We start from the raw sequence: 21,940 nt of genomic DNA on the forward strand, positions 1-21,940 counted from the left end.
CCTTGTTCATGCCCCAACCACGACCGGCCAACCGCGGCACGGCGGGCCGCCACGTCATTGCGCAAACGTGCAGACCCGCTCAGCGGCCGGCGGCCGCCACCGACGCCTGCCATTGCGCGGCCACGCCGGCGTAATCCCTGACCTTGAAGGCGGAGCCGTCCTGAACGTGGACCCAGCCGAGCGTGCGCTCGGCGAGCGGCTTGTCGTGGTCGTCCGTCGCGATCTTGACGATTGCATGCGCACGCACATGCACGAGACCGTCCGGATAGTCGGACGACGGGTTCGCCAGCGTCACCGTCACGAACGGCCCGAGATCCTGCAGCAGTTGAGCGACCGGCGGATTGTCAGCCATCAGCAACGAGCCGCCCTTCACGCGATCGTCCACACGAATGGCCGTGCCGCCCGGCCGCCGCTGCGCAGCGGTCGGCTGCGACATCCACAGCACGTGATCCGGGTTCAGATAGACCACATCGGGGTCGCCCATCGCGTCGCGGGTTTCAATCCGGGGTATCGGCATGCAGAGTCTCCAGTCGAAAATCGGGCACCGAATGCGGGTGCGTCGGCACCATGATGATGCCGCAATATGTCGGCTTGCCGCGTGTCTTGCGACGAATGACGCGACCGCCCGTGGCCGTGCCGTGCGCACATTACTACTTCGCCGGTGCGCCGATGCCGTCGAGCGGTGATTGATGCCGCTTCGCGCCGATGCGATCAGCGGCCGCGCACCCCGGTCGCGCCGGCTACCCCCGCCACGTCGCGTCCGCAAGCTTCGCCACCAGCTCGTCATACACCACCCGAATGCGCCTGGGCATCGGCCCGCGCCGCGGACGATAGACGTGCAGCTTCCACGGTTCGGGTTCGAGGCCGGGCAGCAGCCGCACGAGGCGCCCCTTGTCGATGTACGGCCGAACGAGATACTCGGAGCACTGGCCCAGCCCCACCCCCGCGCATATGGCCTCGATCTCCACCTCGGTATCGTCCGTCAGATACGCCGGCGACGACGGGACGAACTGATGTTCCCCCCGAAACATCCACGGCCACGCACGGCCGCTCGCGCGATCGATCAGGCACGTGACCGGCATCGATTCGAGTTCCTTGCGGTTTTTGGGCTCACCCAGCCGCCTGATCAGCGACGGCGCGCCGACGATCCACATCGGTAACGGCCCGACCATGCGCGCGACGAAGCGGTTGTCGCCGATCGCCCCGACGCGCACGCCGATGTCGATCTGTTCGTCGACCACCGGCGACGGCACGTCCGACAGCCTCAGGTCGGGCACGAGCCCCGGATACCGCTGCATGAGATCGCTCAGGATCGGCTGGACGTAACGACGCCCCATGCCCGACGGCGCCGTGATCCGCACGACGCCCACCGGCTCGTCGGCCTGGCCGGTCGCGGGCCCGAACAGCCCGTCGACGGCGGAAAGCGCTACCTGCGCGTCACGCGCAAATGCCTGCCCGAACGCGGTGATCCGGATGCTCCGGGTCGTCCGGTGAAACAGCGTTTCGCCGAGCATCTCTTCCAGTTCGCGCACCGCGCGCGTCACGACCTGCGGCGATACGCCCAGACGCGCTGCCGCCTCGCGGAACGTGGGCGCCGCGGCGGCCGTGGCAAAGATCTTCAGGATGTCGAGCCGGTTGAGCATGGAGAACCCTTCTGACGCGCTTGAGGTAACGATTTTAATTCCCGAAACAGGAATTCTGAATGCGCCATTGTTCCATTTTTTTACGCCGGGCGAGCGACCACAATGCACATCAAGCGTGCATCGCAACCGATTCAACTCAGCCACATGCGTCGCTTTCAAACACCACTCTGGAGAACTTCATCATGAACGCAAGCACGAAACCCGCCCAACTCGACGGCCGCATCGCACTGGTGACGGGCGCCAGTTCCGGCATTGGCCGCGCATCCTCGATCGAACTCGCGCGTCGCGGCGCAAAGGTCGTCGTCTCTGCCCGGCGCAAGGCCGAGCTCGATCGACTGGTCGACGAGATCGTGACCGCCGGCGGCGAAGCGAAGGCCTTCGTCGCGGACGTCGCGAACGAAGATGATCTGCGCAAGCTGTTCGATTTCACGGTAAAGACCTACGGACGCCTCGACATCGCGTTCAACAATGCCGGTACGGAAGGCGTGTTCGCGCCGCTGCTCGAGCAGGATGCCGAGCGGTTCGACAGGGTGTTCGAACCGAACGTGCGCGGCGTATTCAATTCGATGAAATACGCCGCTGAAATCATGCTGCGGCAGGGTTCGGGCAGCATCATCAACAACGCGTCGATGGGCGGGCTGATCGGCTTCGAGAATGCGTCGGTCTATATCGCGAGCAAGCACGCGGTGATCGGGATGACGAAGACCGCTTCGATCGAATGGTTCAAGCGTGGCGTGCGCGTGAACGCACTGTGCCCGGGGCTGATCGAAACGCCGTTCCATCATCGCGGCATCTGGCCGTCGGACGATGCGCAACAGGCGTTTGCCGCATCGACACCGGCAGGACGCTGGGGCTCCGCCGAGGAGATGGCGACGATCGTCGCGTTCCTCGCGTCGGACGACTCCAGCTATGTGTCGGGGCATGCGCTCGTGGCCGACGGCGGGTACTCGGTGGCATGACAGGCGAAAAGCGAGGCCGGGCGGTGGCCGCCTGCGCCGCGCGCCGCAACCCGGCGCCGGCTACGCCACCGCCTGCCTCGCATGCAGCCGCAACGCAAGCCACGCGATCCCGACCGCAACCGCGCCGACCACGCCGCCGAACGTGCCGACCCACGGCAGCCCGAAGTCGCTGGCGATATGGTTGCCGATCAGCGCGCCGGCGCCGATACCGACGTTGTACAGCCCGGAGAAGATCGACACCGCCAGGTCGGTTCCCTCCGGCGCCAGCTTCAGCACCCATGCCTGCATGGCCAGGCCGAAGCAGACGATCGCGCCGCCCCAGACCAGCGTATGCACGGACAGCGTGACGATGTTCAGCGCGCACGGGAACAGGATCAGGAGGCATCCTGCCAGCGCGACGATCGACCCGAGCAGGAAGTCGTCCGGCCGGTGCGGATAGACGCGGTTGAAGCAGATCGCGGCCGGTATGCCGGCGACGCCGAACAAGATCAGCACGTAGGTAATCCGGCTGCTGCTCGCATGATTGACGCTCTGGACGAACGGCTCGATGTACGTGTACGACGTGAAGTGCGCGGACACGACGAGCACGGTGATCGCGTACAGCGCCACCAGCGCGGGCTTGCGCAGGAACACGCCGATGCTGCTGAGCGACCCGGCGCCCTGGCTCGGCGATACCGGCAACGTCGCGCGCAGCAGCAGCAACGCGACGCCCGCCGCGCCGGCGATGATCAGGAACGTGACCCGCCAGCCGAAGGTCTCGCCGACCACGCGCCCGAGCGGAATGCCGGCCACCATCGCGATTGCCGTGCCCATCGCCAGCAGGCTGAGCGCGCGGCTTTTCCGGTCGCTCGGCGCGAGCCGCACGGCCAGCGGCACGGAAATCGACCAGAACACCGCATGCGCGCAAGCGATGCCCAGCCGGCCGACCATCAGCACCGCGAAATTCCACGCGACGCCGGTCACCACGTGACTGCCGATGAACACCAGCAACGCCCCCGTCAGCAGCTTGCGGCGCTCGACATGGCGCGTGGCCAGCGTCAGCGGCAGCGACACGACGGCCACGGCCCACGCGTAGATCGTCAGCATCAGGCCGACGTCGGTCGGCTGCATGTGCAGGCTGTCGCCGATCGCGCTGAGCAGCGCGACGGGCACGAATTCGGTGGTATTGAAGATGAAGGCGGTGAGTGCCAGGGCCAGTACGCCCCACCACGAGTGCTTGGAACTGACGGCGTCCGGTGTGGCCATGCCTGGAATCGACGAGACGAGGGTTGGGGGCGCGCGGCACGGAGAACCCGGCCCGGCGATCGCCGCGATTGTACCAGCGGCGCATGACACGGCGCGGCGCGGGGGGCGTCGGTTGGTCGCGGGACATCGCCATGACATGGCCGTGCGCCGATAATGTGCGGACCGGCTTTTCACGACCCGTTCGCTCGAACCTTACCGAGCCAGGAGATTCACATGCGCATTGAAACGTCTTTTCTGTTCGATCTCGACGGCACGCTCGTCGACAGCGTCTATCAGCACGTGCTCGCGTGGAAGGAAGCGCTCGATGCCGAGGGCATCGAACTGTCGGTGTGGCGCATCCACCGCAAGATCGGCATGAGCGGCGGCCTGTTCCTGAATCAGCTGCTGCGCGAGACGTCGGGCGACCTCGACGCCGAGCGCGTCGAGCGGCTTGCGCGCCTCCATGCGGCCGCGTACCAGCGGCTGCGCGCGCAGGTCCGGCCGCTGCCGGGCGCGCGCGAACTGCTGGCCGCGCTGTCGTCAGCCGGCATCCGCTGGGCGATCGCGACCAGCGGGCGGATGGAAACGGCCGCCATCAATCTCGAGGCGCTCGGCGTCGATCCGGCGAAGAGCGTCGTGGTCACGCGCGACCAGGTCAAGTACGCGAAGCCGGACCCGGACCTGTTCCTGACGGCTGCCGCACAACTGAACGTGCCGATCGAACACACGGTCGTGGTCGGCGACAGCATCTGGGACATGCTGGCCGCTGCCCGCTGCCGCTCGCTCGGCGTCGGGCTGCTGTCGGGCGGATACGGCAGCGACGAACTCGAACGCGCGGGCGCGCTGCGCGTGTACGACGATCCGGCCGACCTGCTGTGGCATCTCGACGAGATTGCGGCGCGGCCCTGAAACGCCTGCTTCGCCGACGGCACCTTCGCCGGATCGCCGTCGGCTTCGCCAGACTGTGAACGATCACCGGCCCGCCACCGCGGTAACGATACGCGGCCGCCGCGCGGCTCAATCGTCGTCGATACGCTTGTCGATCAGATAGCGGCCACGCTCGACGCCCGCGAGCAGCGCTTCGCTCTCGGTCAGCCAGTCCGGGCCGGCGGCGGCTGGCGTGCCCAGCTCGACGCGCTCGCCGCCGACATACACCTGCACCTCGTCGCGCCACGCGCCGCTATCATTGCGCCGCGCCCACACGCAGATCTCGTGGCCACGATACGGGTCGCGAACCTGTGCATCCTGTTGATTCTGCACGATGGCCTCCAGTGCTCGTCTGCAATGACGATGCAAAATACGCGCCGCCCCCCGGCTACTGCGACGCCAGACTCGGCAACCGCGTCAGGGCGCGCGCAACGCCGCGTCCAGTTCGACGCACGTCACATCGAGCGCCACATTGCATTCGATCGCGGCATCCCCGACACGCGGCTTGCGCTCGTCCACCGCGCGCCGCGCGAGGTCGCACAGGTGCGTGCGCACGCGCAGCCGGCCCGCCGCGTCGAGCGATGCGTAACGTCCGATCGCATCCGCGTCGAACCGCAGGTCGACCGCGCAGCGCCATTCGCGCGCGTTGTCCTCGGTCGGCTCGCGCACCCACGCGACCTGGATCGTCGGCCGTCCGGATGCGTCGTCCGCATGCACGACGACAGTCGACTCCGACGGGAAACCGTTCGCAAGCGCGCGCTCGAGTTCCGCGACGCACCGCGACCGGCTGGACGCGCGGCTCATCGTCGAACGATACCCAGCAACAGCGTGACCAGGAAGATCACGATGAAGATGTAAAACAGGATCTTCGCGATTTCCGCCGCACCGGCGGCGATACCGCCGAAGCCGAGCACGGCCGCGACGATCGCGATGATGAAAAAGATGACTGCGTATCGAAGCATGGATACCTCCTGGATGGCAGCAGTCGTCAGGACACGTCGTCGCCGGTCACGCATCGTACTTGCGCTCCGGCTTGCCGCGCGTCGGGGTGGATGCCATTTTTTCGCGTTCCTTTTCGCTCATCGATCTGGCCATCGACTTCGCCGGTGGCTTGAGATCCTTGGTATTCGACTGACCGCGTCTGGCCGACAGCGCGGCTCCTGCCGCAAGCTGCCGGCGCCTGCGATATGGCCGGCATGGTTGCGCTCCGGTCGTCGGTGCACACGTCGACGCGACGCCGGCACGCGCGCTTGCATCGCCGCGCAGCCGTCATGCGGCATCGCGACGTCGCAGGTCAGCCGGCGGAATCTTCATCGCCTGCCGATATTTCGTCACCGTGCGGCGCGCCAGCAGAATGCCGCGGCCCTCGAGCTGGTGCGCAAGCGCGACGTCGGACAGCGGATCGGCGTGCCGCTCGGCGGCGATCATGTCGCGGATCAGCACCTTCGCGGCCGCTGCCGAGCACACGCCCTTGCCGGCTGCCTCGAGCTTGCGCGGGAAGAAATGCTTGAATTCGAACGTGCCGTACGGCGTGGCCATGTACTTGTTGCCCGTGGCACGCGACACGGTCGATTCGTGCAGGTCGAGCGCTTCCGCAATGTCGCGCAGCACGAGCGGCTTCATCGCGATCTCGCCGTAACGGAAGAAATCGCGCTGCCGCGCGACGATGCATTCGCCGACGCGCTGGATGGTATCGAAGCGCTTCTGCACGTTGCGGATCAGCCAGCGCGCTTCCTGCAATTGCTGGCCGAGCGGCGAATCGCGCTCGCCGCTCGACTGCGCGAACAGCGTTGCATAGCGTTCGTGCACGCGCGCGCGCGGCAGCACGGCCGGGTTGATCGTCACGATCCACTCGTCGCGCACCTGACGCACGATCACGTCGGGCACCACGTAGTCGCCGTGCGTGCTGCCGTAGTGATTGCCGGGACGCGGGTCGAGCCCGCGCACCAGCGCAAAGGCCGCATGCAGCGCCTGCGTCTTGCAGCCGATGCGCCGCTGGATCTCGGCCGTCTCGCGCCGCGCGAGCCGTTCCAGATGCTCATGGGCGATCGCCTTCGCTTCCGCGAGTGCCGGCGTGCCGGTCGGGATCGCGTCGAGCTGCAGCACGAGGCATTCGGACAGCGAGCGCGCGGCGATGCCCGGGCGGTCGAGCATCTGCACGAGCCGCAGCGCGATCGCGAGATCCTGCTCGGAGAGCAGCAGCGCCGGGTCGGCCGCGACCAGCAGTTCAGGCAGTGCCTGGCGCAGGTAGCCGTCGTCGTCGAGCGCGTCGATCACGAGGCGCGCGGCTTCACGGTCGCGGTCGTTGAGCGGGTAGAGCCGCAGCGCATCGTGCAGTTGCTGATGCAACGATGGCTCCGCAGCCATCCATTCCCCGGGCGACAGGCCACCCGCATCATCACCCTGGCGGCTCGTGCCTCGCGGTGCGGGTGCGGCCGTCAGCGGTACCTCGGGTGCGTCGGGCATCTCGCCGGCCGGCGTGCCCACGACGACGGATTCGGGCACCGCTTCGGGCGCGGCGATTTCGGCCCCCTGCTCCGGCGTCTCGGCGGCGGCCGCCTCGTCGCCCTGCCCGTCTTCGAGAAACGGATTCAGGTCGAGCGCCTGCCGCAATTCCTGTTGAAATTCGAGCGACGACAACTGCAGCAGCCGCAACGACTGCTGAAGCCTCGGCGTCAGTGCGAGATGCTGACGCATCTGCAGCGCTAGCGTGACGGACATCGATGGCCCTCCTGACGTTTCTCGGGTTTCGCTTCGGATACAGCATTCAGGCAGCTTTCATGCCAGCCGGGCCGATCGCCATGCGTCGCGGTGCGAGCGAGTTCGCCTCTCCCCATGCGCATGCCGGGACTGTTCTTTTTTTACAAGCCCACGGCAAGTTTTGGGCACGCATTTCGCGCACCGACCCAGTCGACCGAGATCGCATGCGGATCCGGCAGGTCGCGCGCGCGCCGTCGCGGCGGCATCAGGATTCCGACTTGTCCGCTTCGTCTTCGAGCTGCGCGAGCCGGTTGTAGATCGTCTTCAGGCTGACGTCGAGCACCTCGGCCGCCTGCGCCTTCACGCCGCCGCATTGCGCGATCGTGCCGAGGATCAGCCGCCGGTCGACTTCCTCGAGCGGCGTGCCGAACGGCACGGTCACGCGATCCTCGTGCGAATCGGCCAGGTTCGACAGTTCGTCCATGATCGGCGGCGGCAGCGTATCGATCAGGTCGGCGTCGCTGAAGATGCTCGCGCGCTGCACGAAGTTGCGCAGCTCGCGCACGTTGCCCGGCCATGCGTAGGTCTTCAGCGCTTCGCGTGCGGCCGGTGCGAAGCGCAGGTTCCGGCCGCTTTCGGCATTGAACTGCTGCAGGAACGCATCGGCCAGCATCGGGATGTCGTCGCCGCGCTCGCGCAGCGACGGCAGCGGGATCGGGAACACGTTGATCCGGTGGAACAGGTCGGGGCGCAGCTTGCCGTCCGCCATCGCGGCTTCCGGATCGCGATTGGTCGCCGCGACAATGCGCACGTCGACGTCGATCTCGCGCGTCGAACCGAGCCTTGTGACGCGCCCCGTCTCGAGCACGCGCAGCAGCTTGACCTGCGATTCGGGCGGCATTTCGGTGATCTCGTCGAGCAACAGCGTGCCGCCGTCCGCGCGTTCGAAGAAGCCCTTGTGCTGGCGCTCCGCGCCCGTGAAACTGCCACGGTCGTGGCCGAACATCTCGCTCTCGACGAGGTTCGCGGCGATCGCGCCGCAGTTCACCGCGAGGAACGGGCCGCGCCGGCGCAGGCTCAAGTCGTGCACCGTCTGCGCGGCCAGCTCCTTGCCGGTGCCCGACTCGCCCGTCAGCAGCACCGACGCCTCGGTGCGGGCAACCCGGCCGATCGCGTCGTAGACGGCCTGCATCGCGGGCGAACTGCCGAGCATGCGGCCGAAGCGGCCAAGGCGTTGCAATTCCGAGCGCAGCTCGGCGATTTCCTCGTGCAGCGCCGTGGTGCGCGGCACGCGCGCGAAGATGCTGTTCAGCCGCTGCATGTTCAGCGGCTTCACCAGGTAGTCGGTCGCGCCGCGCCGCAATGCGTCGATCGCGGTTTCGAGGCTGGCGTGGCCGGTGGTCAACACCATTTCGCAGTGCGAATGCTTCGGCAACGCATCGAACAATTCCATCCCGTTGCCGTCCGGCAGCACGAGATCGCACAGCACGAGATCGGGGGTATGCGTCGTGACGAGCGTGCGCGCTTCTTCGAGCGTCGCGGCCGTATCGCATGAAAGCTGCTGCGTACGCGCGAGCGCCGCAAGCATCGTCCGCGTGTCGGCGTCATCTTCGACGATCAGGACGTAGGGCATCGTGGCTCCTTGTGAAGCGGCCCCGGCGCGCGTATCCGCCGTGACCGCGGCGGGTTGCAGCGAAGTCCGGCCACCGATCGCACGACGATACGGCATGATCGATGTACTCGTGCCGACTGGCTGTCCTCCCGTGAAAAGCAGTCCCTTTCAGTATAGAAGAGCGATGTCGCGCATTCGCCGATCATCGAATAAATCAATCCGCGCAGGTCACCTGCATTGCCAGATTCAATGCATCGCGATCGGTAAGAACGTCGCCGCTTTCGAGCGGATCATGCGGCGTGAAGTCATCGTGATCACATCTTTTGCGCACTTCTGAGACGGATGCGGTCAAACTTTCCGGCCTGACTTTTCGCATGTCGAAATCCATTGGCGACGATACCTGGTGGTTCGACGGCTTACGTTCGCTTCAGACCCTGCCGATTCAAGCGTCGCACGCCGCGCGCCCTGTGCGCTTCGTCAGTCAGTCGGTCGCTGCCTGACTGCCACCGTCGCGCGCTTTCGAAATCGCTTCGACGAGTTTCAGTTCGTCGTCGATCGACAGCGTCGTGTCGATCACTTCTCCGCCGAACGGGGCGAGCGCCGCGCTCAGCGCGTAGATGTCGAGTTGCGTCGCGGCCAGCCCGAGCGATACGGTGCCGGGGCGCGCCTTGCGCGCGACACGGTCGATCAGTGCGTCGTCCACCGGCTTCTCGCGCCATGCATCGAGCGACGATTCGATGTGCTCGACCACGCTGTCGAGCAGCGACCCTGGCGGCGTGCGGCCGGGGTCTACCGCATGCGCGCGCAACTGGCCATCGGTTGCACACTCGACGATCGCCACACCCGACAGCGCAACGACGTGCCGGTCGCGCAACGTATCGAGTTCGGCAAGCGCGCGATGGGCCGCCGCGAGGTCGGGATAGGACAACACAATCAGCGTATTCATCAGCGACTCCGTGAAATCAGGTGGCCAGTTCGGGATGCGCCGCGCTCAATGCGGCAGCCCGAACGCTGCCTTCAGGCTCGCGACGATCATCTGCATCGCGATCGCCGCGAGAATCATCCCCATCAGGCGCTGTGTCACCGCCGTCACTCGCGGCGACAGGTAATGGCCGATCAGCGGCGCGGACAGCAGCGAAACGGCCAGCAGCACGAGAAACGCGGCGAGCCCGAGCGCGAACGCGAGTTCCTGCCCGGTCGACCACGCGCTGTGCCCGAGCACGATCATCGTCGCGATCGTGCCGGGGCCGACGAGTAGCGGGATCGTCAGCGGATAGATTGCGACGCTCTCTGCCGCCGCCGGGTCGGCGCCTTCGTCGTCGCCCGGCGAATGCTGGCGGCTCGGCGCGCCGTGCAGCATCGACAGCGCGATCAGCAGCACCAGCAGCCCGCCCGCGAGGCGAAAATCGTCGATCGTCAGGCCGAACACATGCAGGATCACGCCACCCGCGACGGCCGACACGATGCAGCCGGCCGTCACGCCGATCGCCGCCGTGAGCGCGACCTTGCGGCGCACGCCGTCCGCCGCGCCTTCCGTCAGCGACAGGAACACAGGGATGTTTGCAATCGGGTTCATGATCGCGAACAGCGCCGCGAACACCTTGATCTGAATGCGCGTCAAACCTCGTCCTTCAGGGGGCAGGGAAGGATAGCGCGGACGTCGTAGGGGTCCTTTCGGGCGGCTAGCGGGGCGTTTTCTGTTGGTCGATGTATTTGCGAACGATTTCGACAGGCGCTCCGCCACAACTTCCGGCAAAGTAAGACAGAGACCCCGCGCGCCGCCCCACAACTTTTTACGAATGCTCGAGTAGCACTTGAAAGACGTAGTTGCGACCACGTCGAATGGCTTGACTCGCTCTTGTGGGCCAGACATACAATCGTCCGATGCGACGACTCCAGGCCTTCAAGTTCGAACTGATGCCGAACGGCGAGCAGCAGCGCGATATGCGCCGCTTCGCCGGATCGTGCCGGTTCGTCTACAACAAGGCACTGGCGTTGCAGAAGGAGAACTACGAGGCGGGCGGCAAGTTCATTGGCTACGTAGCAATGGCCAAGCATCTGACGGAGTGGCGTAACGGAGGCGAAACGCCATGGCTCAAGGACGCACCCGTTCACCCGTTGCAACAGGCTCTCAAGGACATGGAGCGGGCCTACAAGAACTTCTTCGCCCAGCGAGCGGCGTTTCCGAAGTTCAAGAAGTGCGGCCAGCGCGACAGTTTTCGCTACCCGGACCCCAAGCAATTCAGGCTCGACCAGCCCAATGGGCGCATTTTCCTGCCCAAGCTGGGCTGGATGCGGCTGAGGTTGTCGCGTCCCGTGCCGGGCGAACTGCGCAACGCAACGGTCAGCTTCAACGCGGGCAAGTGGTGTGTCTCGATCCAGACCGAGCGGGAGGTCGAGCAGCCGGTGCCCCATGCCACCAGCGTGATCGGCATCGATGTGGGCATCGCCCGCTTCGCCACAATGAGCGACGGCACGTTTGTCGCACCGCTCAACAGTTTCAAGAAACATGAGGCTCGTCTGCGCCGATGCCAACGTGCGATGAGCCGCAAGGTCAAGTTCAGCAATAACTGGATAAAAGCCAAGGCCAGAGTCCAGCGCATCCATGCGCGCATCGGCAATGCTCGCCGCGACTACCTGCACAAGGCCACGACCACGATCAGCAAAAACCACGCGATGGTGTGTATCGAGGACTTGCAGGTTCGGAATATGTCCAGGTCGGCGGCAGGCAGCACCGATGCGCCTGGCAAAAATGTTCGGGCCAAGTCCGGTCTGAACAAGGCCATCCTCGACCAAGGGTGGTTCGAGTTCAGGCGGCAGTTGGAATACAAGCTGGCCTGGAATGGCGGCTGGCTGGTGGCGGTTCCGCCCGCGAATACAAGCCGGACGTGTCCGGCTTGTGGATACGTGAGTGCGGATAACCGGACCACGCAGGAAAAATTCGCCTGTGTCGAATGCAGTTACGAGGAGAACGCCGATGTCGTCGGTGCTCTGAACATTCTGGCGCGTGGACACCGCGTTGCAGCCTGTGGAGAGCCGGTGCAGTCGGGCCGCTCCGTGAAGCAGGAACCCGCCGAGGCGATCTGAGACAAGCATCATCGTTTCAAACGCGGTAGGAATCTCCCGTCTTCAGGCGGGGAGGATGTCAAGGAAAAGGTCAGGTCGAAGGCCACAGGCTGGCTCCCGTCTCGCGCGACGAAACGTGCTTCGAATCGTGCGCAGGTTCCGCATGGTTTCCGATGCACGGCGCGCGCCATGCTGCTACGATCGACGCACCGCGTTCACGCACGACGGAGGGCCCCGACCGATGCAAGCCACCGACACCTTCATGGATCACGAAATTCGCGTCGACGCGACGCGCAACGCGAACGGCGCGTGGGTCGCCCAGGTGCGGATCTTCCGCGACGGCGCGCCGGTCGACCTTCCGGCACCGGAGCTCGTCACCCCCGAATGGCTCACGTGCGACGAAGCGCTGCGTGGCGGCATCGACCAGGGCCGCGTGATCATCAAGACACGCGACCGGTAACGTCCACCGGTTCATCGGCACGCATTGGGCGACGCGTTTCACGCATCGAAATCCAGATCGCCGATCAGGATCTCGCGATCGCGCTGGGTCCGCGTGCTGAAGTCGACCGGCAGTTCCATCTGCCAGCGTTCGATCGTGACCGGCAGCGCCGCGAGATAGCGATCGAAGCGGCTACGATCAGGCTCGGCCAGCAGCGCGTCGATCGCATCGTCGCGCCACGCGAGCCGCGCGTTCAGCCGGTTCGGCAGCCCGACCGTCGACGTGAGGCCGATCACGTCGACACAGGTCGGGCTCCCCTGCCCGTCATGCGGCACGACGTTCACCCTCACTTCGCCGGACTGATACAGGCCGAGCACGCGCGCCGCGATGCGCGGCGCAAACTCGGTTTCGAAACGTGTACGGACATCGGGATTCATCTTGCCTCCGGGTTCGAATCATGTCGTCACGCCGCTGTCACGCGGCGGCAATCTGCCGCTCGAATGCCGCTTCCGCCTTCAGGCTGTCGAGATCGCGGCCGATCGTCGCGACCGCGAGCCGCGTGTTGCCGCGCCAGTACGCGATCGAACAATCGTGCGCGCCGAGGTCGCCATCGATCTCGACACGATCGAATTGCTCCGCATGCCCGACATAGTTGATCGTCAGGTCGTAATGCTGGCTCCAGAAGAACGGCACCGCGTCGAACGGCCGCTGCTGCCCGAGCATGTTGCGCGCGGCGACGATACCCTGCCGCTCGGCGACGACCCAGTGCTCGACGCGAATCCACTCGCCCGTCAGCGGATCGGGCCAGCGCGCGATGTCACCGGCCGCGTAGATGCCGGGCGCACTCGTCTGAAGGAAGCGGTCGACCGTCACGCCGCGCTCGACGGCCAGCCCCGCGTCCTGCGCGAGCGCCACATTCGGATGAACGCCGATGCCGACCACCACGAGATCGGCCGGCAGCACGTCGCCGGTCGACAGCGTCACGCTGTCCGGCGTGATCTGCGCGGGCGTCGCGCCGAGATGGAACACGACGCCGTGCGACTCGTGCAGTGCCTGGATCGTGCTGCCGAGCGCTTCGCCGAGCACGCGCGCCATCGGATGCGCATCGGGCGCGACGACCCGCACGTCGAGCCCGCGCGTGCGCAACGCGGCGGCCGCTTCGAGCCCGATGAAGCTCGCGCCGACCACGACGCAGCAACGTGCCGTTTTCAGCTTGCCGATCAGTGCATCGCAATCGGCACGCGAGCGCAGCACGCACACGTGCGGCAGATCCGCACCGGGCACGGTCAGCCGGTTCGGCTCGGCGCCCGTTGCAAGCAGCAGCACACCGTAGCCGACGCGGCTGCCGTCGGCCAGTTCGACCGCCTGCCGCGCGGGATCGATCCGCGCGACACGCGCACCGCACCGCACGTCGATGCGATGGTCCGCATAAAACGACGGCGCACGCAGCGGCAGCCAGTCGGCGTCGGCCGTGCCGGCGAGATAGTCTTTCGACAGGTTCGGCCGGTCGTACGGCGGATCGGCATCGGCGGTGAGCAGCGTGACGGGATGCGGATAGCCCTCCTGCCGCAACGTCACGGCAGCCGCGATCGCAGCGGCCCCGCCGCCGACGATCACCACCGACGCGGGCAGTCCGGCCGCATTCAGCGCGGGCAGCGCGGCGGCCGGCCGCGCATCGAGCACGACAGCGCGGCCGTCGCGGCGTTCGACGCGCCAGCACGGCAGCCCGTCGAGCGCCGGCGCGCGCAGCAGCTCGCCGGTGCGCAGGCAGAACGCCGCGTGATGCCACGGGCAGCGGATCGTATCGCCCTCCAGCAGGCCGTCGGCCAATGGCGCGCCGTAGTGCGGGCACTGCGCGCCCACGGCAAACAGTTCGTCGGCGCGGCGCACGAGCAGCACCGCTGCGTCGCCGACATGGCCCTCGATCATTGCACCGTCGGCGAGATCGTCGAGCGCGATGCCTTGCGTGAGATCGGGACGTGAAGACGAGGAATCGCTTCCGGACATGACATCGCTCCCGCAGAGTCAGGTAACGATCCCATTATCGGCGTCCCTCATGAAAAGAACAGGTACAGACGCCCCCGCAGCGCACGCAAACACGGACTGTAGCTTGTACGAGATCCATGACGGGCGTAGAACGTCATCAACGTTGCGGCGCAACACGCCAGCCGCCTGCAGCGCATGTCGCGGGCCCTGCGCAATCCGCATGCCGCGCGCCTTCCCCCCGTCACCAGGAGTGCTACCCGATGGCCACCGTCCTGTGCGTGCTCTATCCCGATCCCGTGGACGGCTATCCGCCGCGCTACGTGCGCGATGCGATTCCGGTCATCACGCGCTACGCGGACGGACAAACCGCGCCGACACCGGCCGGCCCGCCCGGTTTCCGGCCCGGCGAACTCGTCGGTTCGGTGTCCGGCGCGCTCGGATTGCGTGACTACATGGAAGCGCACGGCCACACGCTGATCGTCACGAGCGACAAGGACGGCCCCGACTCCGAATTCGAGCGCCGGCTGCCCGAAGCGGACGTGGTGATCTCGCAGCCGTTCTGGCCCGCGTACCTGACGGCGGAACGGATCGCCCGCGCGCCGAAGCTGAAGCTCGCGCTGACGGCCGGCATCGGCTCCGATCACGTCGATCTCGACGCCGCCGCCCGCGCGCACATCACCGTCGCCGAAGTCACCGGCTCGAACAGCATCAGCGTGGCCGAGCACGTGGTGATGACGACGCTCGCGCTGGTGCGCAACTACTTGCCGTCGCATGCGATCGCGCGGCAAGGCGGCTGGAACATCGCCGATTGCGTGTCGCGCAGCTACGACGTCGAAGGCATGCACTTCGGTACGGTCGGCGCGGGGCGCATCGGGCTCGCCGTGCTGCGCCGGCTGAAGCCGTTCGGCCTGCATCTGCACTACACGCAGCGCCACCGGCTCGATGCATCGGTCGAACAGGAACTCGGGCTCACGTATCACGCCGATGCCGCGTCGCTCGCGGGCGCCGTCGACATCGTCAACCTGCAGATTCCGCTGTACCCGTCGACCGAGCACCTGTTCGACGCGGCGATGATCGCGCGCATGAAACGCGGCGCGTACCTGATCAACACCGCACGCGCGAAGCTGGTCGACCGCGACGCGGTCGTGAATGCCGTCACGTCCGGGCATCTCGCGGGCTACGGCGGCGACGTGTGGTTTCCTCAGCCGGCGCCGGCCGATCACCCGTGGCGCACGATGCCGTTCAACGGGATGACGCCGCACATCTCCGGCACGTCGCTGTCCGCGCAGGCACGCTATGCGGCCGGCACGCTGGAGATCCTGCAATGCTGGTTCGACGGCAAGCCGATCCGCAATGAATACCTGATCGTCGACGGCGGCACGCTCGCGGGAACGGGCGCGCAGTCGTACCGGCTGACGTGACGCTGCGCGCTGCACCCAACTCGCGGCGGTACGCTCAGTCGACGCAGTAGGCCGCGAGCTTGCCGACGGTCACGACCGCCTGCTCGATCTCCGGCGACCACGGGCTGCTGTAGTTAAGGCGGATGAAATTGCGGTAGCTGTCCGCGATCGAGAACATGTAGCCGGGGCCGATCGTGATCCCCTGCTCCAGCGCGAGCTGGTACAAGCGCATCGCGTCGACCTGCACGGGCAGTTCGATCCACAGCACGTAGCCGCCTGCCGGGCTCGAAATGCGCGTGCCTTCCGGGAAGAACCGCGACACCATCGTACGCATCAGGTTCGCCTGCTGCGCATAGGCCTTGCGAATCCGCCGCAGGTGATGCTCGTAGCCGTCGCGCTCGAGAAACTCCGCGATCGCGAGCTGCGGCAACGACGGCGTCGCGAGCGTGTTCAGAAACTTCAGCTTCTCGACCTGCTCGCGATAGCGGCCCGGCAGCGCCCAGCCGATCCGGTACGCCGCCGTCAGGCTCTTCGAGAACGACGAGCAATGCAGCACGTTGTCGTGACGGTCGAACGACTTCAGCGTGCTCGGATGCACGTTGCCGAAGTACAGTTCGTTGTACACGCCATTCTCGATGATCGGCAGGTCGGCTTTCGCGGCGAACTCGACCAGCTCGCGCTTGCGCTCGTCCGGCATCTGAAAGCCGAGCGGGTTCTGGAAGTTCGGCATCACCATGCACGCGGCGATCGGCTGCGACTTCGCGATCGCAGCCAGCGCCGCGATGTCGATCCCGTATTCCGGATGCGTCGCCACCTCGATCGCCTTCATCCCCATCCGTTCGATCGCGTGCAGCATCGCGTAGAACGTCGGCGACTCCACCGCGATCGTGTCGCCCGGCTTCGCAACGGCCTGCAGGCACAGGTTGATCGCCTCCGTCGCGCCGACCGTCACGATGATCTCGTTCGGGTCCACCGACATCCCGTTTTCCAGGTAGCGGCGCGCGATCTGCCGGATCAGCCGCGGATGGCCGGGCGGCAGCCCGTCCGTCACGCCCCACAGCGACTTGTCGCGGCCGGCTGCATACGCGTAGCGGTTCAGCTTCTCGAACGGGAACAGGCTCGGGTCCGGATACGGCGAGCCGAGCGGCACAGCGTCGTCGGTACCGATCGAGCGCAGCGTCGACAGCACGAGCCGGCTCACGTCGACCGACGACGAGATCGCGATCGGCTTCGACGGTCGCAGTTCGCGCACCGGCGCATGGCTGTCGTCGCGCCGCAGGTTCACGAAATAGCCGGACTGCGGACGGCTTTCGAGCAGCCCGCGGCTTTCCAGCAGCAGATACGCATGCAGCACGGTCGTGATGCTGATCCGGTGCTGCTGGCTCGCCTGCCGCACCGACGGCACACGATCGCCGTGTCGATATACCCCTTGCCGGATGAGTCTCTCTATGTCGTTTGCAAATTTCTCGTAGAGCTTCATCCGCCTCGCCCCGCCAGCGGTGAACCGGCCTGCGGTGCACGGGCGGCATGGCCGCGCCGGTGCACGAAGCCGGATAGCCGTGCCCGGGCGTGGGCGTGGGCGTGGGCGTGCCGGTGCGAACCTCGTCCGTTATCGAAATTGAAGGCGGATAGCAATGCGAATCTCATCTAGACAAGGTTCGGCATCCTACTGCGTCATTTCGACGAATGTAAGTGACAGTTTGGCGAGGAAACGTGAAATCCGGCCGGCGTGGTGAACAGATTCGAACGCGACGGCGCGGCCCCGCGCGATCGCGCGGCAGCCATTCGCCGGGCACGATGCCGGCACGCGTCAGCGCGGTTTGCCGATGGCCGCGGGCGGCAATCACGCGAAGCCCGGTCATGCGCGGGCCGCGCGTGCGCTCAAGCGTCGTCGACGTTGTCCGCGTAGTGATCGATCGCGACCTTGCATTCGTCGAACACCACCGTCAGCAACGCGACGTCGTTCGACTCGACCCACTTGCGGATCTGCAGGAATTGCCCGGTGCCGAGATCGGCGATGCGGGCCGGATCGTCGGTCGTCACGTCGACGACCGCGATCGCGCGGTTGGCGTTGCCGGGCAGCGGCGACAGTGTCGCCGCGATGTCGAAGCGCCGGTACGATTGATCGATGCGCATGTCGTTCTCTCGATGCGGTTCGAAGATGGCGAGGTCAGTCGAGCGACTGGCGGAACACCTTGCCGCCGAATCCCGTCACGACGTTGTCGACCGAGAACGGCGTGTCCTCCTTCGCTTCCAGGATGACCGAGATGCTGCCGGGCACGAGCCGTGCCGCGATCGTCTCGACGAACGTGCCGTCGAGCAGCGCATTACCGGCCGCTTCCGCGAGAATGCCGGCGCCCGCACCGGCCGCCATGCCGGTGACCACGCCAAGCGGCCCGGCGAGCAGCCCGAGCAAACCGCCTGCGATCGTGCCGATCACGCCGCCCTTGAACGGCCTCGATTCGGCGTGGAGCACCGCGAGCTTGCCGGTCGCGTCCTTCTCGACGACGACGCCGTTCTCGATGTGGAATCCTTCGTTCTTCTCCGACAGCGCCTCGAAATCGTTCGCGGCCTGGCGGGCCGTGTCGACGCTGCCGAACACGGCGACGATCAGTTGCTTGGTCATGCGACACCTCGCTCGGTTGGATGGTCAGTGACAGCCGCCGCTCCGCATGCGGCACGCCGGAGTTCGATTCAGATGCCGGTGGCCGCCACGCGTGCACGGGCCGCATCGGCATACGCGTGCGCGGCCTCCCGCTGCAGCCTGGCGACGGACGGCGCGCGCGCGAGCGCCGGATCGGCATCGCGCGTGTCGCGCGCCAGCCGGTAGGCGTCCGACGCCGCGTGCTGCAGTTCGATCGCCTGTTTCGTTTCAACGGAATGCGTGCTCATCCGGCATCCTCCTTGCAGGGACAGGGAACATGCATGCGGCCTGCCGCTCGTGTGTCACCTGCGCGCATGCGCATCGTCCTCGACATCGGCGACGTCGGCCGGGAAGCGGTGCTGGCCGAAACTCAGGATCAGCACGCCAACTGCGAGCAGCACGATCCCGAACGTCGTCATCAGCATCCGCTCGGGGCTGTCGGTTGCACCGCGCAATATCAGGTCGCGCGCGAGCGACGTCATCGCAATGAACAGCGGAAACCGCACGGGCAACCGGCCGAGCCGCAGGTAGCGCACGTCCATCGCGAGCACTTCCAGGTACAGGAACATCAGCAGCAGGTCGGTCAGCGACACCTCGCCCGCGAGCACGACCTTCCACGCTTCCTGCGTCATCGCGAACGCGGTCGCGAGCCCGATCACGATCAGCCCGGCCAGTTCGGCTGCATGAAGGAAATGGCCGAAGCGGCGGCGAATGCGCTCGGCCGGCGAGCAGGAAACGGTGGTCGTATTCAAGGTGACAGTCGCGGTGATGAGGCTTGAACGGCGCCGGGCGGCGGGAAAACCGCGGCGTGCGCGGCGGCATGCGCGGTATCGTGCGCGTCCGACGCAACCGGCACATCCGGCGCGTGCGGGCCGGCCGCGCCGACCGCCTGCTCGACCGCGGACAGCGTCCGGCGGCAGCACACGTGGAACGCGTCACCCGCATCGGTGCAGGCAACGTCGTCGTGCTCGCGGCACAGCAGCAGGCGGCAGCCGAGATACCGTTCGAGGCCGTCGATCCGTTCGCTCACCTGTGCTTCGTCGAGCTGCAGTTCGAACGCCGCGCCGGCCAGGCCGCCATGCTCGACCACCGCGACATACACACGCATCGCTTCCAGCAGGTTCATGATGACGCTCCTCGTCGGCGGGCGCAGCGGGACCTAATCTACTGCACGCGGCACGCACGCTCAAGAGCACAGCGCCGCGCGCGCCAGGAGTACAGCTGTGCGGGCGCCGCTCAAAATCCGGCCCTGTTTGACGCATTCGAATGACAGATTGGCGATACGTGTTCCAAAGACTGGCCGAAGCTGCTAGATTGCTTGCTCGACGACGTTACGCGGTGCGGGCAGGTCACGCGCCGTGCGGCCGGCCGCCACCGCTGCGGCCCGTTGCGCGAGGTCCGCGCAACGTCCTTCATCCGCATGACACAAAGAGAACAGTCGCATGACACAGTTCAACCGTTCGCCTTCGCGCGCCACGGCACTTCCGTCCCGACATGACTGACCGGCAGGCCACGATGCAGACACCTCCCCCGCTCTCCCAAAACGTTCACAGCACGATCACGCGCAGCGCGATCTTCCTCGTGGCGACGATCAATCCCGGCGCCGACCACGCCGACACGATCCGTTCATGGTGCGGCGACATCGCCGCGCTCGTGCGCTCGGTCGGCAAGCGCGTACCGGGCGGCAACCTCACCTGCGTGTGCGGCTTCGGCGCCGACGCGTGGGATGCGCTGTTCGGCAACCCGCGCCCCGCCACGCTGCATCCGTTCCGCGAATTCGGCGCGGGGCAGCGCGTCGCGGTCGCGACGCCGGGCGACATCCTGCTGCACATTCGCGCGGAAGCGATGGACCTGTGCTTCGAACTCGCGACGCAGCTGCTCGGCGCGCTCGGCGATGCCGTCACGGTCGTCGACGAGGTGCACGGCTTCCGCAATTTCGACCAGCGCGCGATGATCGGCTTCGTCGACGGCACCGAGAACCCGGAAGGCCGCGAGGCGGTCGACTTCACGGTGATCGGCGACGAAGACGCGGAATTCGCGGGCGGCAGCTACGTGATCGTGCAGAAGTACCTGCACGACATGGCCGGCTGGAACGCACTTGCGGTCGAGACGCAGGAGCGCATCATCGGCCGCACCAAATTGTCCGACATCGAACTCGCACCGGACGTGAAGCCGTCGTGCTCGCACAGCTCGCTGACCACGCTCGACGAGGACGGCCAGGAAGTGAAGATCCTGCGCGACAACATGCCGTTCGGGCGCCCGGGCGCAGGCGAATTCGGCACCTACTTCATCGGCTACGCGCGCACGCCGGCGCCGATCGAGCAGATGCTCGAGAACATGTTCGTCGGCCGCCCGCCCGGCAACTACGACCGCCTGCTCGACTACAGCCGCGCCGTCACCGGCTCGCTGTTCTTCGTGCCGTCGGCCGACCTGCTCGAAGCACTCGCCGATCGTGCGGCGCCGGCCGCGGACGCCGTGCAGCCGGAAGCGTCGTCAGCCGCGCCGCATCGCGACGGCTCGCTGAAAATCGGCTCGCTGAAAGGCGTGCCGTCGTAAGGCAACGCGCCAGGGGCAGTCCGGCGCGCAACCCCGCGCCGGGCGTGTCCGGAATGGCCGCGGCCCGGCTGACCGGAGCACACATGTGGTGAAGGCGTGCTGCGCTGCGCATGGGCACGCCCTCGGCGATACCACCGCATGCAGGCCGTTGCGCGCACCTGCTTACGCTCCTGACGCTCCGCTCGACGAATCAGCCGACCAGGATATAGAGCCAGTTCTTCGGCAGTGCGCCGCCCGGCCCGTTGCGGCATTCCAGCATCATTTCATGGGTGTCAGGGTGCGTGATACCACTACGGAAGGTTTCGATGGCCTTGCGCTCAAGGCGATCGAACGCATTCCCGACCAGGTTGTGCGCCTCGAGATAAATCGGGCACATCAACTTGAAATCAGGCTTGTTGGCCCGGTGTGAAGCCAGCCGGGTATTCAGATCGCTGGTGATGCCGATATAGAACTTGCTGTACTCCGGTTTCATGGCAAGCGAGCGCAACACCTGCTTCAAATGCGAGATGACTGCCTCGTGATTGATGACGCCCGTCTTCAGCATGTATTTGTCTTCGGGCGAGACGAGTTGTAGTGCCATGGATGACCTCCACTTGTTGTGAAGCTTCAATAGGCTGCGTCTATGATTCATCCGTGCGCAGGCCCGGCGACTGAACGCCGCCAAACGCGGCTTCCGGAAACCCTGCCGGATGAATGTTCGTAAGAATGCACGACTCGCGATGGGCCGTCGACCGGAAATGGTTCGGCGTGTTGTCGAGCGCGGCCCGAGCGGTGTCAGCGCCGG

Annotated in this window: 26 protein-coding genes and 2 pseudogenes; 6 read left to right on the forward strand and 22 right to left on the reverse strand. The window is 66.4% G+C overall.

The features are described from left to right. Positions 1-79: 79 nt before the first annotated feature. Together BCO18175_RS09530 and BCO18175_RS09535 are read right to left on the reverse strand one after the other, a co-directional pair. Entirely contained in the window at positions 80-517 is a 438-nt protein-coding gene (locus BCO18175_RS09530; protein ID WP_174980372.1) for a hypothetical protein, read from the reverse strand. A gap of 223 nt (positions 518-740) precedes the next feature. Beyond that, positions 741-1,643 carry a LysR family transcriptional regulator gene (locus BCO18175_RS09535; protein WP_174980571.1) on the reverse strand — a complete coding sequence of 301 codons (903 nt, stop codon included), beginning with the start codon at positions 1,641-1,643 and terminating at the stop codon, positions 741-743. A gap of 182 nt (positions 1,644-1,825) precedes the next feature. On the opposite strand from BCO18175_RS09535, the gene BCO18175_RS09540 reads away from it, so the two are divergent. Beyond that, a complete protein-coding gene (locus BCO18175_RS09540; RefSeq protein ID WP_174980373.1) occupies positions 1,826-2,602 on the forward strand; it encodes an SDR family NAD(P)-dependent oxidoreductase in 777 nt (258 codons plus the stop codon). Between the two features lie 60 nt (positions 2,603-2,662). Here the strand turns inward: BCO18175_RS09540 and BCO18175_RS09545 are convergent, their stop codons facing one another. Next, positions 2,663-3,847, reverse strand: a complete 1,185-nt coding sequence (locus BCO18175_RS09545) for a sugar transporter (RefSeq protein WP_174966776.1) — start codon at positions 3,845-3,847, stop codon at positions 2,663-2,665. A 213-nt stretch (positions 3,848-4,060) separates the two neighbouring features. Between BCO18175_RS09545 and BCO18175_RS09550 the strand changes: the two genes are divergently transcribed. Next, the gene (locus tag BCO18175_RS09550; RefSeq protein ID WP_174966775.1) at positions 4,061-4,735 is read left to right on the forward strand and encodes an HAD family hydrolase; all 675 of its coding nucleotides are present in this window, start codon (positions 4,061-4,063) and stop codon (positions 4,733-4,735) included. A gap of 108 nt (positions 4,736-4,843) precedes the next feature. Here BCO18175_RS09550 and BCO18175_RS09555 read toward each other — a convergent pair whose 3' ends face one another. The 10 genes and pseudogenes from BCO18175_RS09555 to BCO18175_RS09600 form a co-directional block, all read right to left on the reverse strand. Next, positions 4,844-5,086 carry a DUF6566 family protein gene (locus BCO18175_RS09555; protein WP_174980374.1) on the reverse strand — a complete coding sequence of 81 codons (243 nt, stop codon included), beginning with the start codon at positions 5,084-5,086 and terminating at the stop codon, positions 4,844-4,846. An 84-nt stretch (positions 5,087-5,170) separates the two neighbouring features. After that, positions 5,171-5,557, reverse strand: a complete 387-nt coding sequence (locus BCO18175_RS09560) for a DUF3022 domain-containing protein (protein ID WP_174980375.1) — start codon at positions 5,555-5,557, stop codon at positions 5,171-5,173. Next, positions 5,554-5,715 carry a DUF1328 domain-containing protein gene (locus BCO18175_RS09565; RefSeq protein WP_174949968.1) on the reverse strand — a complete coding sequence of 54 codons (162 nt, stop codon included), beginning with the start codon at positions 5,713-5,715 and terminating at the stop codon, positions 5,554-5,556. Before BCO18175_RS09565 ends, BCO18175_RS09560 begins: the two co-directional genes overlap by 4 nt. Before the next feature lie 46 nt (positions 5,716-5,761). Then, positions 5,762-5,951, reverse strand: a pseudogene (locus tag BCO18175_RS40520) (DUF3008 family protein). 71 nt (positions 5,952-6,022) lie between these two features. Then, positions 6,023-7,474 (reverse strand): RNA polymerase factor sigma-54, encoded by a 1,452-nt coding sequence (rpoN, locus tag BCO18175_RS09575; protein WP_174980376.1) that lies wholly within the window; start codon positions 7,472-7,474, stop codon positions 6,023-6,025. Between the two features lie 244 nt (positions 7,475-7,718). Next, entirely contained in the window at positions 7,719-9,086 is a 1,368-nt protein-coding gene (locus BCO18175_RS09580) for a sigma-54-dependent transcriptional regulator (protein ID WP_174980377.1), read from the reverse strand. 193 nt (positions 9,087-9,279) lie between these two features. Continuing rightward, positions 9,280-9,453 (reverse strand): hypothetical protein, encoded by a 174-nt coding sequence (locus BCO18175_RS09585; RefSeq protein WP_174980378.1) that lies wholly within the window; start codon positions 9,451-9,453, stop codon positions 9,280-9,282. Positions 9,454-9,546: 93 nt separating this feature from the next. Further along, entirely contained in the window at positions 9,547-10,011 is a 465-nt protein-coding gene (locus tag BCO18175_RS09590) for a DUF1269 domain-containing protein (protein ID WP_174980379.1), read from the reverse strand. Positions 10,012-10,056: 45 nt separating this feature from the next. Further along, positions 10,057-10,641, reverse strand: coding sequence for a MarC family protein (locus tag BCO18175_RS09595; protein WP_174980573.1), 585 nt, complete (start codon positions 10,639-10,641; stop codon positions 10,057-10,059). 106 nt (positions 10,642-10,747) lie between these two features. Then, positions 10,748-10,837 (reverse strand): annotated as a pseudogene (locus BCO18175_RS09600) (IS200/IS605 family transposase); the annotation flags it as partial. Between the two features lie 112 nt (positions 10,838-10,949). Here BCO18175_RS09600 and BCO18175_RS09605 point away from each other — a divergent pair. Both BCO18175_RS09605 and BCO18175_RS09610 read left to right on the forward strand, forming a co-directional pair. Beyond that, positions 10,950-12,152: an RNA-guided endonuclease InsQ/TnpB family protein gene (locus tag BCO18175_RS09605; protein WP_174980380.1), complete on the forward strand. Its 1,203-nt coding sequence runs from the start codon at positions 10,950-10,952 to the stop codon at positions 12,150-12,152. Between the two features lie 220 nt (positions 12,153-12,372). Next, positions 12,373-12,591, forward strand: a complete 219-nt coding sequence (locus BCO18175_RS09610; protein WP_011349700.1) for a DUF6566 family protein — start codon at positions 12,373-12,375, stop codon at positions 12,589-12,591. Between the two features lie 38 nt (positions 12,592-12,629). On the opposite strand, the gene BCO18175_RS09615 is transcribed toward BCO18175_RS09610, so the two are convergent. Further along, positions 12,630-13,007 (reverse strand): DUF5594 family protein, encoded by a 378-nt coding sequence (locus tag BCO18175_RS09615; protein ID WP_174980381.1) that lies wholly within the window; start codon positions 13,005-13,007, stop codon positions 12,630-12,632. A gap of 37 nt (positions 13,008-13,044) precedes the next feature. Continuing rightward, on the reverse strand, positions 13,045-14,577 hold the full coding sequence (locus BCO18175_RS09620; RefSeq protein ID WP_174980382.1) for an FAD-dependent oxidoreductase: 1,533 nt from the start codon (positions 14,575-14,577) through the stop codon (positions 13,045-13,047). Between the two features lie 239 nt (positions 14,578-14,816). On the opposite strand from BCO18175_RS09620, the gene BCO18175_RS09625 reads away from it, so the two are divergent. Continuing rightward, on the forward strand, positions 14,817-15,977 hold the full coding sequence (locus BCO18175_RS09625) for an NAD-dependent formate dehydrogenase (protein ID WP_174980383.1): 1,161 nt from the start codon (positions 14,817-14,819) through the stop codon (positions 15,975-15,977). 34 nt (positions 15,978-16,011) lie between these two features. Here the strand turns inward: BCO18175_RS09625 and BCO18175_RS09630 are convergent, their stop codons facing one another. The 6 genes from BCO18175_RS09630 to BCO18175_RS09655 form a co-directional block, all read right to left on the reverse strand. Continuing rightward, positions 16,012-17,436 (reverse strand): PLP-dependent aminotransferase family protein, encoded by a 1,425-nt coding sequence (locus tag BCO18175_RS09630; protein ID WP_174973503.1) that lies wholly within the window; start codon positions 17,434-17,436, stop codon positions 16,012-16,014. A gap of 401 nt (positions 17,437-17,837) precedes the next feature. After that, a complete protein-coding gene (locus BCO18175_RS09635; RefSeq protein ID WP_174980384.1) occupies positions 17,838-18,092 on the reverse strand; it encodes a hypothetical protein in 255 nt (84 codons plus the stop codon). 34 nt (positions 18,093-18,126) lie between these two features. Beyond that, positions 18,127-18,582, reverse strand: coding sequence for a DUF1269 domain-containing protein (locus BCO18175_RS09640; protein WP_174980385.1), 456 nt, complete (start codon positions 18,580-18,582; stop codon positions 18,127-18,129). Between the two features lie 68 nt (positions 18,583-18,650). Further along, positions 18,651-18,848, reverse strand: a complete 198-nt coding sequence (locus BCO18175_RS09645; protein ID WP_174980386.1) for a hypothetical protein — start codon at positions 18,846-18,848, stop codon at positions 18,651-18,653. A 54-nt stretch (positions 18,849-18,902) separates the two neighbouring features. Next, positions 18,903-19,352, reverse strand: a complete 450-nt coding sequence (locus tag BCO18175_RS09650) for a phosphate-starvation-inducible protein PsiE (RefSeq protein WP_174980387.1) — start codon at positions 19,350-19,352, stop codon at positions 18,903-18,905. Next, a complete protein-coding gene (locus tag BCO18175_RS09655; RefSeq protein WP_174980388.1) occupies positions 19,349-19,726 on the reverse strand; it encodes a LysR family transcriptional regulator in 378 nt (125 codons plus the stop codon). Before BCO18175_RS09655 ends, BCO18175_RS09650 begins: the two co-directional genes overlap by 4 nt. Before the next feature lie 368 nt (positions 19,727-20,094). On the opposite strand from BCO18175_RS09655, the gene BCO18175_RS09660 reads away from it, so the two are divergent. Beyond that, a complete protein-coding gene (locus BCO18175_RS09660) occupies positions 20,095-21,156 on the forward strand; it encodes a Dyp-type peroxidase (protein ID WP_174980389.1) in 1,062 nt (353 codons plus the stop codon). A 190-nt stretch (positions 21,157-21,346) separates the two neighbouring features. Here the strand turns inward: BCO18175_RS09660 and BCO18175_RS09665 are convergent, their stop codons facing one another. After that, positions 21,347-21,736, reverse strand: coding sequence for a GIY-YIG nuclease family protein (locus BCO18175_RS09665; protein ID WP_174980390.1), 390 nt, complete (start codon positions 21,734-21,736; stop codon positions 21,347-21,349). Between the last annotated feature and the right edge of the window lie 204 nt (positions 21,737-21,940).

It is taken from the genome of Burkholderia lata, from assembly GCF_902499335.1.
Lineage (GTDB): Bacteria > Pseudomonadota > Gammaproteobacteria > Burkholderiales > Burkholderiaceae > Burkholderia > Burkholderia lata_B.

Coding starts and splice junctions, on each gene's coding strand:
- BCO18175_RS09530 (WP_174980372.1), bottom strand. CDS start 517: ATGCCGATACCCCGGATTGAAACCCGCGACGCGATGGGCGACCCCGAT.
- BCO18175_RS09535 (WP_174980571.1), bottom strand. CDS start 1,643: ATGCTCAACCGGCTCGACATCCTGAAGATCTTTGCCACGGCCGCCGCG.
- BCO18175_RS09540 (WP_174980373.1), top strand. CDS start 1,826: ATGAACGCAAGCACGAAACCCGCCCAACTCGACGGCCGCATCGCACTG.
- BCO18175_RS09545 (WP_174966776.1), bottom strand. CDS start 3,847: ATGGCCACACCGGACGCCGTCAGTTCCAAGCACTCGTGGTGGGGCGTA.
- BCO18175_RS09550 (WP_174966775.1), top strand. CDS start 4,061: ATGCGCATTGAAACGTCTTTTCTGTTCGATCTCGACGGCACGCTCGTC.
- BCO18175_RS09560 (WP_174980375.1), bottom strand. CDS start 5,557: ATGAGCCGCGCGTCCAGCCGGTCGCGGTGCGTCGCGGAACTCGAGCGC.
- BCO18175_RS09565 (WP_174949968.1), bottom strand. CDS start 5,715: ATGCTTCGATACGCAGTCATCTTTTTCATCATCGCGATCGTCGCGGCC.
- rpoN (WP_174980376.1), bottom strand. CDS start 7,474: ATGTCCGTCACGCTAGCGCTGCAGATGCGTCAGCATCTCGCACTGACG.
- BCO18175_RS09580 (WP_174980377.1), bottom strand. CDS start 9,086: ATGCCCTACGTCCTGATCGTCGAAGATGACGCCGACACGCGGACGATG.
- BCO18175_RS09585 (WP_174980378.1), bottom strand. CDS start 9,453: ATGGATTTCGACATGCGAAAAGTCAGGCCGGAAAGTTTGACCGCATCC.
- BCO18175_RS09590 (WP_174980379.1), bottom strand. CDS start 10,011: ATGAATACGCTGATTGTGTTGTCCTATCCCGACCTCGCGGCGGCCCAT.
- BCO18175_RS09595 (WP_174980573.1), bottom strand. CDS start 10,641: ATGAACCCGATTGCAAACATCCCTGTGTTCCTGTCGCTGACGGAAGGC.
- BCO18175_RS09605 (WP_174980380.1), top strand. CDS start 10,950: ATGCGACGACTCCAGGCCTTCAAGTTCGAACTGATGCCGAACGGCGAG.
- BCO18175_RS09610 (WP_011349700.1), top strand. CDS start 12,373: ATGCAAGCCACCGACACCTTCATGGATCACGAAATTCGCGTCGACGCG.
- BCO18175_RS09615 (WP_174980381.1), bottom strand. CDS start 13,007: ATGAATCCCGATGTCCGTACACGTTTCGAAACCGAGTTTGCGCCGCGC.
- BCO18175_RS09620 (WP_174980382.1), bottom strand. CDS start 14,577: ATGTCCGGAAGCGATTCCTCGTCTTCACGTCCCGATCTCACGCAAGGC.
- BCO18175_RS09625 (WP_174980383.1), top strand. CDS start 14,817: ATGGCCACCGTCCTGTGCGTGCTCTATCCCGATCCCGTGGACGGCTAT.
- BCO18175_RS09630 (WP_174973503.1), bottom strand. CDS start 17,436: ATGAAGCTCTACGAGAAATTTGCAAACGACATAGAGAGACTCATCCGG.
- BCO18175_RS09635 (WP_174980384.1), bottom strand. CDS start 18,092: ATGCGCATCGATCAATCGTACCGGCGCTTCGACATCGCGGCGACACTG.
- BCO18175_RS09640 (WP_174980385.1), bottom strand. CDS start 18,582: ATGACCAAGCAACTGATCGTCGCCGTGTTCGGCAGCGTCGACACGGCC.
- BCO18175_RS09645 (WP_174980386.1), bottom strand. CDS start 18,848: ATGAGCACGCATTCCGTTGAAACGAAACAGGCGATCGAACTGCAGCAC.
- BCO18175_RS09655 (WP_174980388.1), bottom strand. CDS start 19,726: ATGAACCTGCTGGAAGCGATGCGTGTGTATGTCGCGGTGGTCGAGCAT.
- BCO18175_RS09660 (WP_174980389.1), top strand. CDS start 20,095: ATGACTGACCGGCAGGCCACGATGCAGACACCTCCCCCGCTCTCCCAA.
- BCO18175_RS09665 (WP_174980390.1), bottom strand. CDS start 21,736: ATGGCACTACAACTCGTCTCGCCCGAAGACAAATACATGCTGAAGACG.